The sequence below is a fragment of the Kineococcus auxinigenes genome (assembly GCF_050871525.1).
Classification (GTDB): Bacteria; Actinomycetota; Actinomycetes; order Actinomycetales; family Kineococcaceae; genus Kineococcus.
Genome location: NZ_JBKBCT010000096.1, coordinates 1 through 13,327, shown reverse-complemented (window position 1 = coordinate 13,327; position 13,327 = coordinate 1). Strand labels below are relative to the sequence as shown.

Here is a 13,327-nt window from a genome sequence, read left to right as displayed (position 1 = left end):
CGGTCACCCCGCGAGGGGTGACCGGGCCGTCGTGCGTGCACCAGCGGGTCGTTCCGGGGCCCGCGAACGTCGGCGCACCCCGTTCGGGGTGCGCCGGCGGCGGGACCGCTCAGGCGGTGAGGGTCTCCTTCAGCTCCGCGATGCGCGCGAGGAGGCCGTTGACGAACTTCGGCGACTCGTCGGTGGACAGCTCCTGGCTGATCTCCACGGCCTCGCTGATGGCGACGTGGTCGGGCACGTCGGCGGCGTGCAGGACCTCCCACACCCCGATGCGCAGCACGGCGCGGTCCACCGCCGGCATCCGGTCGACCGTCCAGCCCATCGAGTAGGTGGAGAGCACCTCGTCGATGCGGGCCAGCTCGCCGACCACGCCCTCGACGAGCGTGACGGCGTACTCCCCCACCGGCGGGTCCGCCCGCAGGATCTTGTCCTTGAGCACGGCCAGGGGGTCCAGGCGGCGCTGGTCGGCCTCGAAGAGGACCTCCAGCGCACGCCGGCGGGCCTTGCGGCGGGCCGCCACGTCAGTTCACGCGGCCGAGGTAGTCCCCGGTGCGGGTGTCGACCTTGACCTTGGTGCCCTGCTCCAGGAACAGCGGGACCTGGATCTCCGCACCGGTCTCCACGGTGGCGGGCTTGGTGCCGCCGGTGGAGCGGTCGCCCTGCAGACCCGGTTCGGTGTAGGTGATCTCCAGCACCACGGAGGTGGGCAGCTCCACGTACAGCGGGGTGCCCTCGTGGGTGGCGACGATCACCTCCTGGCTCTCCAGCATGTAGTTCGCCGCGTCGCCCACCGTGGCGGGGGGGACCATGATCTGGTCGTAGGTCGAGGAGTCCATGAACACGAAGTCCTCGCCGTCGCGGTACAGGTACTGCATGTCCCGCTTGTCCACGGTGGCGGTGTCGACCTTGCTGCCGGCGTTGAAGGTGCGGTCGACGACCTTGCCGGACAGGACGTTCTTCAGCTTCGTCCGCACGAAGGCGCCGCCCTTGCCGGGCTTGACGTGCTGGAACTCGACCACCGACCAGAGGTTGCCGTCGAGGTTCAGCACGGTGCCGTTCTTCAGGTCGTTCGTCGATGCCACGTCGTCTCTCAGTCCGTCTCGTCGTCCGTGCGTCCCGCGGACCGGGACCGGGCGCGGGGGTGGGAACGCCATCGTACCGAGGCGGGCGCGCTCCCCGCTCCGGGCGCGCGTCTCGGCCGCACTCCCCACGGACGGGTGCGGCCCGCTCGGGTGAGCCGGCTGGGGTCGGGTGCCCGGCGTGCCGAAGGACTCCCCGTGACCGCGTCCTCCCCCGGTGGCGACCCGCGCTTCAGCGCGCGCTCCGGCCCTGCCGACCCGAACGCCGACTTCTACGCCACGCCGCTGCGCGGTGGCGCGCCCGGCCCGGCGGGCACCCGCGCGTTCGGCGCCCCGTCGCCCCCGGCTCCCGGGTCCGCGGCTCCGCTGCCCGGCCGCACACCCGTGCCCGCCTGGGGCAAGGTCCTCATCGGCCTGGGGTGCGCGCTGGGGGCGCTGTCCACCGCGGGGGTGGTGGCCTCGGTGGCGATCCCCGTCTTCCTGCACGAGCGCGCGCAGGCCGCCGACGAGCGGGTGCAGGCGGACCTGCGTGCGGTGGCCGGGGCGCAGGAGGCCTTCTGGAACGCCCACGGCACCTACGCGCCGGACCCGGCCGCCCTGGGCGTGGCGGAGCCGGCCAGCGACGTGGCCGTCCTGTTCGCCGACGCCGGCGGGTACTGCCTGGGCGGGCGCGACGCCGAGGGCCGCGGCAGCGTCTGGTACGTGTCCTCGGCGTCGGCGGCGCCGTCCACGACCCCCTGCGCCTGAGCGTCAGTCCCTGCTGATCTGCGCGTACGCGGCCTGCAGCATCGCCGGGTCCGGCCCCTCCAGCCGGGAGGGCCGGCCGATGCCGTCCAGGACGACGAAGCGCAGCAGCGCCCCGCGGGACTTCTTGTCGCGCTTCATGGCCTCCAGCAGCTGGGGCCAGCGGTCCCCCCGGTAGGTGACGGGCAGCCCCAGGGAGCTGAGCACCGCGCGGTGCCGCTCGGCGTCGGCGTCGGAGAGCCGGCCGGCCATGCGGGCCAGCTCCGCGACGTACACCAGGCCCACGCTGACCGCGGCGCCGTGGCGCCACTCGTAGCGCTCCACGAGCTCCACGGCGTGGGCGAAGGTGTGCCCGTAGTTGAGGATCTCCCGCAGGTCGGACTCCTTGAGGTCCTGGCCGACCACGCGCGCCTTGACCCGGATCGCGCGCTCGACCAGCTCCGCCAGCACCGGCGAGCGCGGGTCGGTGGCCGTGGCCACGTCGGCCTCGACCAGCTCCAGGATGCGCTCGTCGGCGATGAAGCCGCACTTGACGACCTCGGCCATGCCGGCGCGGAGGTCGTGGGCGGGCAGCGTGTCCAGGGCGTCCAGGTCGCACAGCACCCCGGCCGGCGGGTGGAAGGAGCCGACGAGGTTCTTGCCCTCGGCGGTGTTGATGCCGGTCTTGCCGCCCACGGCGGCGTCCACCATGGCCAGCAGCGTCGTGGGCAGGTGCACCACCCGCACCCCGCGCAGCCAGGTCGCGGCCACGAACCCGGCCAGGTCGGTGACCGCTCCCCCGCCGACACCGACGACGGCGTCGGAGCGGGTGAAGCCGGACTGGCCCAGCACCGTCCAGCAGAACGCCGCGACCTGGGCGCTCTTGGCCTCCTCGCCGTCGGGCACCTCCGCCAGGACGGCCTCGAGGCCCTGGGCGGTCAGGTCGTCGCGCACCGCCTCACCGGTGGCGCGCAGCGCCCGCGGGTGCACCACGAGGACCTTGGCGACCTTCTCGCCGAGCAGGCCGCGCAGCTCGCCCAGCAGGCCGCGGCCCACCAGGACGTCGTAGGGGGCGTCACCCTGGACGGTGATCCTGGTCGGCTGGGTGGGCTCGGTCATCGGTCCTCCGGGTCTGGCGCGGTGCGGTGCTGCTCGGCGTGCTGCTCGATCAGCGCCAGGACGTCGCGGGCGACCTCCTCGGCCGTCCGCCCGTCCGTCGGCACCGCGACGGTAGCGACCTCGTCGTACAGCAGCTGACGGGCGGCGTGCAGGGCGGGCAGGTCGGGGCGCTGCAGGACCGGCCGGTTCGCGTCGCCGGCGGTGCGGGCGCGGGTCTGCTCCAGGCTGACGCGCAGGTGCACGACGGTGTGCGCGCGCAACCTGCGCCGGGTGGCCTCGCGCCCGCAGGCGCCGCCGCCGAGGGAGACGACCGCCTCGGGGCCGGCCAGGACGTCGGCGACGGCCCGCTCCTCCAGGTCGCGGAAGCCCTCCTCGCCCAGGGCGGTGAAGGTCGCCGGGATCGGGCGGCCCTCGCGCTGCTCGACGACGTGGTCGGTGTCGGTGAAGGGCAGCGCCAGGTGGGCGGCGAGCAGGCGGCCCACGGTCGTCTTGCCCGCGCCCATGAAGCCGACGAGGACGATCACGTGGGGCTCCTGGTGCCGGGGACGGTGCGCGCTGATCCTAGGTGCTGCCCGGACGCGCGCAGGGCCCGCACCCGGTGGGGGTGCGGGCCCTGCGCGCGAGCGGGGTGCGGTCAGCGGACCGCGGAGTCGCCGAAGTAGACGATGTTGTCCACCTCTTCGCCGCTCTGGGTGCGACCGGAGGCGGTCGTGACGAGCTTGAGGTTGTCCACCCCGCGCACGTCGACGTCGATGCTCGCCGGCTGTCCCTCGGCCACGTCGTAGCTGCCGAGCAGCCGCTCGTCGCCGAAGACCTCGACGTGGGCGGTCAGGCCCGAGGTGACGCCGTCGGCCACGCCGGCGACCGCGGTGAACCGGGAGTACCCCGAGCCGATCGCCCACACCCGGTACTCCGCGTTGCGGATGTCCGTGGTGCTCGTGGGGACGTACGTGGAGAAGGCCGCCGAGCGCGGGTAGAACACCCCGTCGAGCGTGGCGTGCGACTGCACGTACGAGGCGTTGCCCGCCGGCTGGGCGAACTCGTCCAGGTACTTCTTCTCGCCGGCGCCGCACGAGGTGCGCTTGGCCGCGACCTCGGAGTACGAGCCGTTACCGCCCACGGCCATGAGCTGCTCAGGTGCGAGGCGCTCGATCTCCAGGTTCACCCCCTGCGGCAGGCAGTACTGGGGCGTCAGCAGGACCGGCGACTCGCGCCGTCCCGCCGAGGCGCCGGCGGCGATGGCGTCGGGCCAGGACGAGCCGCTGGCCAGTTCCACCCACGGCGCCCCGGCGGGGAAGTACGACTCGCTGACGGCGACCGCCGTCTCGTAGCGGTCCCCACCGGCGACCCGGCGAACCTCGCCCGCGGTGTACTGCGCCAGGTCGGCGGCGACCTGGGCGCTGACCGACCGCTCACCACCCAGCACCGTGATCCGGCCGGGGTTCAGGCGGTCCAGTTCGGCGCGCACGCTGTCCGGGACGCGACCGGGTTCCACCACGAGCACCGGCGAGTCGACCGAGGCCGCCGCGGCGGAACCCGCCAGAGCGTCGGCGTAGTCGGTCCCCGTGGCGATGACGACGTCCGCCACCCCTGGGTCGAACGACGCGGCGGACAGCTTCGCGGCCGTCTCGTAGCGGTCGACACCGCCCACGCGGGAGAGTTCCGCGCGGGTGTTCTGCCGCAACCACGTCATCACGTCCGGGCCGACGGCCGATTCGCTGCCCACGACGACGACCTTGCGGTAGTAGCCGATGACGGCGCGCACGTCGTCGGTGAGCTGCTCGCGCGGGGTGAGGAAGATGTTCGCGCCGTAGTGCCCCGCCAGTGCGCCGGCGGTCACGCCGTCGGCGAACCCGGCGCCCGTGACGACGTACGCGATGTCGCGGGCGGGGTCCTCCAGGGTCGCGGCGGTCGCGTAGCGGTCCGCGCCGTACGAGCGGTGCGCCGTGACCGGGGTCGGGGCCGCAGCCGCGGACATCGCCGTCGCCACGGTCGCCAGGCCCACGAGGGCCGCGACCGCGGCGGTGCGCCGGCGGGCGACCGGGTTCTCAGAACGCCACGCCATCGGACTCACCTCCACCGAACTTGCCGAAGTAGACGATGCCGGAACCGTCCTGGAAGTAGACACCGGCGGCAGGGAGCGAGTCGTCGTCGGGGTCGGTCCCCAGGAACGTCAGGCCGGTACCCGCGACGGCCTCGCCCTCGGAGTGCAGGACCCCCTGCTGGCGGTCGACGCGGATCCAGAACCGGTCGGCCAGGACGCCGTAGGCGCGGACGCGCCCCTGCGGGTGGCCCACGACGGCGTCGGGCAGCAGCACCTTCCCCTCCGGGTCGGAGGTGATGACCCACCCGGTCTGGGCGTCGTTCTCGGCGGTGAACACGGCCTTCACCGCGGGCACGGAGTCGTCGGACGTCTCCGAGGGGGTGGGGGTGGTCGCCTCGTCGGAGGGGGCCAACCCGCCGTAGCGGATGCCGAGCGGGTAGACGAGGTCGCCCGTGGCGATGCGCACGTCCTCGCCGGCGATGCGGAAGGTGCCGAAGTCGTCCGTGCCCGTCACGAAGGACACTTGCGGCACCGTCCAGCCGGGTGCGGTGGAGCGGGTGTCCGTCGGCGTCGCGCTCGGGGCGGTGCTCGTCCCGGTCGGCGAGCCCGTCTTGCCGCCGGTCCCCCCTCCGGTCGTGGTGATCGTCGTGGTCCCGGCACCCGCCGTGGTGCGGGAGGTGGCGACGGAGGAGGCGGAGGTCGCAGAACCGCTGCCCGAGGTGGACGAGGCGCTGGTGCTCGCGTCGGCGACGGCGCCCTCAGCGGTGGGCGCGACGGTGGGGGCGAAGACGTCACGGCCGTTGGCCGCGAACGCCACGGCAGCACGGTCCGCGCCACCGGGGACGGTCACGCTGGGCGTGGAGCGTGCACCGCCGAGCGCGGCATCGGCGGTCTCCCCGCCGGGCGTGCTGCTCAGCCAGATGAAACCCAGCGCGCCGCCACCGAGGACGGCCACAGCGGCGGCACCGGCGAGCAGGCTCTTGAGGGCCCGCCCGTCACCGGGCTCGCGGTCGTGCGGCTCCTGGAGCTCGGCCACGGGGGTCTCGGGGTCGGGCGCGCTCGGCTGCCCGAAGGACGGGAACTGCCCGTTCATCAGTTCACACTCGCAGTCGTCGAGCTGTCGGCCGCCGCGGTGGCGGGGGTGGTGGTCGCGTCGGCGGTGCCGGTCGCGGTGGACCCGGTGGTGACCGGCTCGGCGGTGGCGGTGCTCGTCGTCGCGTCGCCGAGGACGAAGATGCGGCCGGTGAGGGTCGTCGTGACGTCTCCGCTGGACGCGCTCTGGCCTCCCGCGGTGACTGAGACGTCCTCCACGAGGAAGAAGCGGGCCATGTCCGCCTGGAGGTTCTTGACGAACAGCTCCGACTGGCCGAAGCCACCGGTCGCGGTCACGGCGAGCGGGATCTGCACGAGGCCGCTGGTGTCGGTCGTCGCAGCGGTGTCCGTGGCGTACGCACTGGCCGCGGACGGCGTCACGGCCGTCAACGTGACGCCGGCGGAAGCCGCGTAGCCTTCCAACTGGCGCAGGAGCGTCGGCACCTGCGCTTCGCCGGGCAGGGTGGCCCGCACCTCTGCCAACCGCGCCTTCTGCTCGTCCAGCGTGGCGAACTGCGCGGCGAGCAGCTCGGTCTTCTGCTCGATGGCGAGGTTGCTCTGCACCACCCCGGCGGTCTGCTCGCGGACCTCGGCGGCTGCTTCACGCTGGGGGGCGACCAGCCCGAAGTAGGTGGCCGCCAGCATCACCAGCGCGATGCCGCCCGTACCGGCCGCCCACACGGTGTTCTTGGAACCGTTCATGTCGTCGGAGCTCCTGTCGTCCCGCGGCTCACTGCTCGCCGAGCAGTGCGTCGGCGGTCAGGGTCATGTCGGCGTTGAAGGTCACCACGCCCGTGGAGGGGTCCAGGGTGGAGCTGCTCAGGCGCGGGTCGGCGACACCGGGCACCCCGGCGACGGCGTCGAGCCAGTCGGCCACCTTGCCCTGAGTCTTCGTCTCGCCGACCACGGCGATGCGGGCCACCCCGGCGGCCTGCAGCGGGTCCGCCGAGGCACCGGCGTCCGCAGTCGTCGTCAGCTGCAGGTTCAGCGACGTGAAGGACAGCTCGGTGGGCGCGACGGCCGCGAGCTGGTCGAGGTAGCTGTACCAGGGGATGTCGCCCTGCGCGACCGCTTCGCGCACCTGCACGGCGTCCTCGACCTGCTTCAGCACGGTCGGGACCTCGGCGTAGGGCTCCTGCTCCGCCAGCAGCGCCGGCGTCCTGGCCTGCTCCGCAGCCAGGGCCTCGTCCGCGGCCGCGACGTGTCCCGCGGTGATGCCGTAGGCGCCGGCGCAGGCGCCGAGCACCACCACGAGGGAGCCGGCGAGTGCCAAGCGCAGCTGCTTGGCCTTGCGGGCCTCGGCGAACTCGCCGGGCAGCAGGTTGACGCGGACGACCGCGGTGCGGGACGCGACCGCCTCGAGGGTCTGGAAGCTCATGAGACGACTCCGAGTGCGAGGCCGATCGGCACGGCCGCGAGGGGCTGGACGGTGGTGAGCTGGTGCTCGTCGAGACCGGTGCGGCCCAGCCGGCAGCCGGAGACCGGGTCCCCGGCCAGGACGGGGCGGCGGGTCACCGCGGACAGGCGCTCGCTGATGCCTTCCAGGATGGAGCCTCCGCCGGAGACCAGGATGCGCTCCACGGGGAAGGCGGGGTTGGCGGTGCCGTAGTAGTCGAGGGATCCGCGGATCTCGTCGACGAACACCTCGAGCATGAGGTCCACCGCGCTGCGCGCCAGCTGCACCTCGTCGTCGGACAGGCCATCGACCTGACCCCGTTTGATCGCCTCGGCTGCGAACGCGGGAACACCGATGCGCTCGGCGACGGCGTCGGTGACGTCCTGCCCACCCATCATCAGGACGCGGACGAACCGCGGCTGGCCGGCGGAGTGGATCACCAGGTTGGAGACGCGAGCACCGATGTCCAGCAGCGCCTCGGTGGCCACCTCGGAGTGCGGTCTGCCCACGCTGCGCAGGACGGCGAAGGAGGTGAGGTCTACGGAGGTGACCCGCAGACCGGCGGCCTGGACGGCGGCCACGTTGGCCATGACCATCTCCCGCGGTGCTGCGACGAGCAGCCCGCGCAGCGTGCGGCCGGCTCCGTCGCGGACCTCCTCGGTGACGTGGAAGTCCAGGACGCAGTCGGCCACCGGCATGGGCAGGTAGTCCTGCACCTGCAGCGCCAAGGAGTTCTTCAGCTCGGCGGGTGACATCCAGGGCAGGTCGATCTGACGGACGACGACACGCTGGTTCGCCACCCCGAGGGCGACGTGCTTGCCCTTCAGGCCACTGCCCTTCCACAGCGCCTTGAGGGCGTCGACGACGATGCCGCGCTCGATGACCTCACCGTCCCGCACGGCGCCCTCGGGCAGGGCCACCTGGCCGAACTTCTCGAGCGTGATGCCGTCTCGGCCGTAGGACAGTTCGGCCGCGCGCACGCCCGACGTCCCGATGTCGAGACCGATGGCGGTTCGTCCGGGCACGTCGCCTCCTTCGAGTGGTGAGCCCTGCGGCTCGTCGTCCGGGGTGCTCCCGAAGCGATCAGTGAGTGGTCGAGAGTGTGATCGGACGCCATCTGCGGCACCTTGAGCAGCACCGGACGCTGCAGGCGCGATGTCACCCGAGTGGCTTCACGCGGAGGGCCGCAGTCCGATCACGCCGAGGTACCAGTCGGTGGCGGGCTCAGCCACCAGCAACGCCAGCAGCGCACCGGCGAGCATGTAGGGCCCGAAGGGGATGCGGCTGCGGCGGCCGGCGCGACCGGACAGCACGAGGGGCAGGGCGACCACCCCGCCCAGCAGGAAGGCGAGGAAGGTGCCGACGACGAGGGCGTCCCAGCCCCACCAGCCGAGGAGCATGCCCAGGACCCCGGCGAGCTTGACGTCGCCGAGTCCCATACCGCCGGGTTTTGCGACGAACAGCACCACGTAGAGCCCGAACACGGCGACGGCGCCGACGGCCGCCCGCAGCGCCGCGGCCCAGTCGCCGTTCAGCGCGCTGGCCAGCAGCAGCAGGCCGGCCACGACGGGGTAGGAGGGCAGGACGATGGCGTCGGGCAGGCGGTGGACGTCGAGGTCGATGAGCGCCAGCGCCACCGCGATCGCCGCGAGGTACAGGTACGCGGGCAGCGCCCACGCCGGCCCGACCAGGTGGGCGACGGCGGCGAAGAGCACAGCGGTCCCCGCCTCGACGAGGGGGTAGCGCGCCGAGACGGGCAGTCGGCAGTCGCGGCACCGCCCGCGCAGCAGCAGCCACGAGAGCACGGGCACGTTGTCGCGCCGGCGCACCGCGTGTCCACATCCGGGGCACCGGCTGGCCGGGTGCACGACGGACTCTCCGCGCGGCACCCGGTGGACGACGACGTTGAGGAACGACCCTACGAGCAGTCCCAGGAGGGCCGCAGCGATCTCCAGCACGTCAGCCTCCGTTCACTGCTCGGTGAGGGTGCCGACGGACCACGGGTCGTTCACAGGGGCGATGAAGCTCGGCGGCGGGAGGCTCGACAGGCGCGAGTCGTAGCGGTAGTCCTTGGCGTAACCGGTGGAGGTCACCGAACCGGAGCCCGTGGCGACGGGGCCTCGGTACTTCTGGATGATGACACCGTTGATGTTGAGCGTGCCGATCCTGGAGCCCTTGTCGTAGTTGAACACGGTGAAGCTGTTGGACACGGAGGCGATGGCTGCGTCGATGCGGCGGTTCGCGCTCGCGTTGATGTTCGCGAAGCCGCCGTTCGACTGCCGCACCGGGTTCCACACCACGACGTTGTTCTGGCCGATGAGTCCCAGCACATCGGTACCGCTCAGTCCACCGGCGTAGCGCACGTCCCCCGTCACGACGACGTCGTGCTCGGCGGTGACCGTCATCTGACCGGAGACGTCCCCCTGGACGAAGGCATCACCGGCTCGGCAGTTGTTGTTGTCGTAGTCCGTGACGTCACCGGTGACTCGCTGGAACTGGTTGATGCAGTTGTTCTGCGTCGTGGTGGACCTGACGTAGATGATGCCGTTGGCGGGGCCGTTGACCGTTTGAGCCGTGGAGATGGTCGACGTCCCGGTCCCCGTCGTGCAGCCGGCATTGAGCTGGCTCGCCACCGAGTTGGGGCTGACGACTTCGATCCTGCCGTTGCTCAGGAACCTGATGGAGGTGGGGCCGGTGTAGACGCAGCCGTTGGCGGCCGCCAGGTCGGCCTGCTGCGTCGCGGTCTCAGGCATCTTCAGCGGGTCGTGGTACAAGGGCTTCTTGGACGTCGAGGAGGGGTCGGAGTCGCCGTACCACGTCTTCCCGGTGGTCGACCAGGAGGTGGTGACGTTCTTCTTGAAGGTCACCGGACCGCTGAGCCGCAGCGCATCGTTGGAGTGGACCGGGCCGTCGAAGGTGTCGTTGCCGCTGAAGCTGATCGTCAGGCAGGTGAAGTTGCCGATGTCGAACGGGGTGTTCTCGGAGGACTTGGGCCAGATCTCGTAGTCGTTACCGTCCACGGAGACCGTGCGCGGGAAGGTGTCCCGGGCTCCCTTGGTGGCTGTTCCGTAGCGGTACCGCTCGCACCCGCGCGCAACCTGGTCGACGGTCGGCGCCTTGAGCGTGTAGACCTTCCAGCGGTGGAGCGTGAACTGCCGAGCGGTACCGGAACCCGTGAACGTGTAGGAGTACGAGCTGTTGTAGCGGCTGTCACGCAGGTCGATCACCGGCTCGTCGAGGAAGAGCTTCCGCGTGTTCGACGGGCTGAACGTCTCGTAGTCGGTGTAGTACAGGTACTCCAGGAACCCTCCGCGGGTGAGGTCCACGGTCAAGGTGCGGCTCTCACCGTTGACGCTGCCGGTCACCTCCAGGCGGACCCCTCCGGTTCCACCAGTGGTCAGCGGGGTGCTGATGACCCGCTGGGTGTACCGCGCTTGAGTCGCGCCGGTGGTGCCGGGCACCACCGCACCGGCGGGCGTGGTGAGCGCTGCGGAGTTGACGTTCGTGCAGGTGTTGGTCGCGAGGTAGTACGTCTCGCAGTTGTTCAACCGCGACAGGTAGTCCTGGACGCCGGCCTGGGCGGCGGCGAGGGCACCACGGGTGTCCTGAGAGGTGCGGGAACGTTGCACGGACACGGTGGCGTACCCGATTCCGACGAGCACGAGGGCCATGACGAGCATGGCACTGGCGAGGACGGCGAGCATGGTGAAGCCCTCGTCGTCCCGGCGGAGGATGCGCATCGCGGTGCCTTCCCTCAGAGCTTGTTGATCAAGGTGATGCGGACTGCGCTGGTCACGGTCTGCGTGTCCCGAGCTGTCCCGGCGAGTGCCCGCACTCGCACCTGGACCGCTTCCACGTCACTGGTGTCCGCCACCACCCCACCGCTCATCGCGATGGATGACGTGGACGTGCCCGAGGTGCCCAGCGGGTCGGCCGCAGCCAGGTACGTGAAGGTCGGGGTGCCGTCGGCAGGTGCGAGGTCGGCCACGAGGACGTGACAGGTGCGATTGCTCTCAACGGCCAGGCTGGTGCTGGGGAAGACGAGAGCCTGCGTCCTGTCGCGGGTGAGCGGACGGACCTGGTTGCACAGCTGCCGCTTGCCGCCGATGCTCCGTGTCCAGACCCACACCTCCTGAGGCGTGTAGGCGGCACGCTTGGCGGCATCGGTGGTGGCGCCCCCGAGGGAGTACAGGTTCGCGTAGAAGCCGACGGCTTCGCCGGACGCGGTGATGAAGGCTCCGGTCCCAGCGGCCGGGACGGTGGCCGTCCGGACCTGCTTGCTGATGAGGTCCAGCGCGTTGGCGGTCTGCTGCGCGGTCGTGGACCGCTTCTCCGCGGCATCGATGGTGCGGATCTGCGCAACGGTCAGCGCTGTGACGCCGGCGAGGAGCATGGAGCCGACGCCCATGCTCACGACCGTCTCGGCGAGCGTGAGGCCGCCGTCGCGGATCCCGCCGTCGCGGATCCCGCTGTCGCGGCGTTCGCGCCAGCTGCGCACCAGGCCGATCACGGCATCTCCAGGGTGGTGGCGGTGCTGGGCACCGTGGTGGTGACGGCGAGCGCAGTGTCCTTCGCGTTGCCCAGGGAGTTGGTGACCCGGATGGTCCACGTGCCCACCGGCAGCGCGTAGCGCACCTCGGCGGTGCTCGTGGGGACGACAGCGGCGGCCAGCAGGACCGTCTGGGACGAGCACGAGGCGCTGGAGGCGTGGAGCGCCTCGATCTTGACGGCGCTGCCCGTCACGGCCCCCGCGACGGAGCCGGTGGTGCCGGGCGCGACCTTGAGCCGCGCGTGACCGAGCGGCACGGTGGTCGTGGGCACGGCACCGCCGACGACGGGTGTCACCGAGGTGCCTCCGGCAGCCTCCTGGCAGATGCCGGCGTAGGCGGTGTAGGCCTTCGGGTAGAGGCGGGAGGCGGTGCCGTTCGACGCGAGGCAGGAGGTGGTCCGCGGCTCGGACCCGACGGCGCACGCGGGGCGGGCCTGCGGGCTGCCCAGCCCGTCGACGGGCGAAAGCACCGCGCCGAGACCGGCGGGCACCAGGTACTGGGGGTCGGTGACGGGGAGGCTCAGCTGCACGGTCCCGATGGGCGAGTACCGCGCAGCGGGGGCGACGGCGAGCTTGCCGAGTGCGACGGTGACCGAGGTGGTGAGGAGCTGCAGGTTGTTGACGCCGACGTAACCGGCCTGGTCGACGGTGAGACCGTAGCCCCCGGCTTCCAGGTCCGAGAAGAGCACGCAGCCGTTGGTGTCCGACGTCGCCGTACCGACAGTGGCACCGGACGTGTTCGTGAGGACGGCGGTGACGCCGCGCAGTCCCGTGCCGCTGGCGTCGGTCAGCTGCCAGGCGACAGCCCCCTTGGTGTTGCCGCTCTCCGCCATGGGGATCGGCCGCACCGTGTCGGTGCGCACCGGGGTGACCGAACCCATCGCGGGCCAGGTGACCGTGACGTTGATGGCCTTGGCGTTCAGCGTCGATCCACTGGTCGCCGTGCAGGCGTTGCCGGAGTTGTCGGGCACGAAGTTCACGGCGGTCTGAACGGTGTAAGCGGCACCGTTGACGGTCCGCTGAACCGTGGAGGAGGCGACCTGCGCCCACGGCAGGCCCAGGAGGTACTCCTTCTGGCTGTCCGCGAGGTTCGCGGCGACCTGCCGCTGACTGCCCTGCGCGGTGGTCTTCATCGTCTTGACGAGCAGGCCGGCGACCGCGGTGGACATGATCGCGAAGATCAGCATGGAGACCACGACCTCGATCAGACTGAAGCCCTCGTCCGCTCGGGAACGTGCGTTCTCCATCAGTTCTCCTGGCCGGCTCGTGGTTCGTTGCGGTTAGACCTAGAAGTGGGTGGCTCCGCCTTGCAGAGCCACCCACTT

14 protein-coding genes are annotated in these 13,327 nt (G+C 71.9%); 1 reads left to right on the top strand and 13 read right to left on the bottom strand.

Annotated features, from left to right (window positions below; all coding sequences use genetic code 11):
* Window positions 1–109: 109 nt before the first annotated feature.
* Window positions 110–520: a transcription antitermination factor NusB gene (nusB, locus tag ACRYR9_RS18250; RefSeq protein ID WP_432498614.1), complete on the bottom strand. Its 411-nt coding sequence runs from the start codon at window positions 518–520 to the stop codon at window positions 110–112.
* A 1-nt stretch (window position 521) separates the two neighbouring features.
* The gene (gene efp, locus ACRYR9_RS18245) at window positions 522–1,082 is read right to left on the bottom strand and encodes an elongation factor P (protein WP_432498611.1); all 561 of its coding nucleotides are present in this window, start codon (window positions 1,080–1,082) and stop codon (window positions 522–524) included.
* Between the two features lie 195 nt (window positions 1,083–1,277).
* Here efp and ACRYR9_RS18240 point away from each other — a divergent pair, with 195 nt between their 5' ends.
* Entirely contained in the window at window positions 1,278–1,826 is a 549-nt protein-coding gene (locus ACRYR9_RS18240; RefSeq protein WP_432498608.1) for a type IV pilin protein, read from the top strand.
* Window positions 1,827–1,829: 3 nt separating this feature from the next.
* Here ACRYR9_RS18240 and aroB read toward each other — a convergent pair whose 3' ends face one another.
* From aroB to ACRYR9_RS18185, 11 genes are all read right to left on the bottom strand, one after another.
* The gene (aroB, locus tag ACRYR9_RS18235; RefSeq protein WP_432498606.1) at window positions 1,830–2,921 is read right to left on the bottom strand and encodes a 3-dehydroquinate synthase; all 1,092 of its coding nucleotides are present in this window, start codon (window positions 2,919–2,921) and stop codon (window positions 1,830–1,832) included.
* Window positions 2,918–3,445, bottom strand: coding sequence for a shikimate kinase (locus ACRYR9_RS18230; RefSeq protein ID WP_432498604.1), 528 nt, complete (start codon window positions 3,443–3,445; stop codon window positions 2,918–2,920). The genes aroB and ACRYR9_RS18230 overlap by 4 nt, the downstream gene beginning before the upstream one ends.
* 110 nt (window positions 3,446–3,555) lie before the next feature.
* On the bottom strand, window positions 3,556–4,986 hold the full coding sequence (locus tag ACRYR9_RS18225; protein WP_432498602.1) for a cell wall-binding repeat-containing protein: 1,431 nt from the start codon (window positions 4,984–4,986) through the stop codon (window positions 3,556–3,558).
* Window positions 4,970–6,058: a hypothetical protein gene (locus tag ACRYR9_RS18220; RefSeq protein WP_432498599.1), complete on the bottom strand. Its 1,089-nt coding sequence runs from the start codon at window positions 6,056–6,058 to the stop codon at window positions 4,970–4,972. Before ACRYR9_RS18220 ends, ACRYR9_RS18225 begins: the two co-directional genes overlap by 17 nt.
* A complete protein-coding gene (pilO, locus tag ACRYR9_RS18215; protein ID WP_432498596.1) occupies window positions 6,058–6,759 on the bottom strand; it encodes a type 4a pilus biogenesis protein PilO in 702 nt (233 codons plus the stop codon). Before pilO ends, ACRYR9_RS18220 begins: the two co-directional genes overlap by 1 nt.
* Before the next feature lie 28 nt (window positions 6,760–6,787).
* Entirely contained in the window at window positions 6,788–7,435 is a 648-nt protein-coding gene (locus ACRYR9_RS18210; protein WP_432498594.1) for a PilN domain-containing protein, read from the bottom strand.
* Window positions 7,432–8,478 carry a type IV pilus assembly protein PilM gene (gene pilM / locus ACRYR9_RS18205; RefSeq protein ID WP_432498591.1) on the bottom strand — a complete coding sequence of 349 codons (1,047 nt, stop codon included), beginning with the start codon at window positions 8,476–8,478 and terminating at the stop codon, window positions 7,432–7,434. Before pilM ends, ACRYR9_RS18210 begins: the two co-directional genes overlap by 4 nt.
* Before the next feature lie 147 nt (window positions 8,479–8,625).
* Window positions 8,626–9,411: a prepilin peptidase gene (locus tag ACRYR9_RS18200; RefSeq protein WP_432498588.1), complete on the bottom strand. Its 786-nt coding sequence runs from the start codon at window positions 9,409–9,411 to the stop codon at window positions 8,626–8,628.
* A 12-nt stretch (window positions 9,412–9,423) separates the two neighbouring features.
* Window positions 9,424–11,193 (bottom strand): hypothetical protein, encoded by a 1,770-nt coding sequence (locus ACRYR9_RS18195; protein ID WP_432498585.1) that lies wholly within the window; start codon window positions 11,191–11,193, stop codon window positions 9,424–9,426.
* Between the two features lie 14 nt (window positions 11,194–11,207).
* A complete protein-coding gene (locus tag ACRYR9_RS18190; protein ID WP_432498582.1) occupies window positions 11,208–11,963 on the bottom strand; it encodes a PulJ/GspJ family protein in 756 nt (251 codons plus the stop codon).
* Window positions 11,960–13,249, bottom strand: a complete 1,290-nt coding sequence (locus ACRYR9_RS18185; RefSeq protein WP_432498579.1) for a prepilin-type N-terminal cleavage/methylation domain-containing protein — start codon at window positions 13,247–13,249, stop codon at window positions 11,960–11,962. Before ACRYR9_RS18185 ends, ACRYR9_RS18190 begins: the two co-directional genes overlap by 4 nt.
* Window positions 13,250–13,327 lie beyond the last annotated feature (78 nt).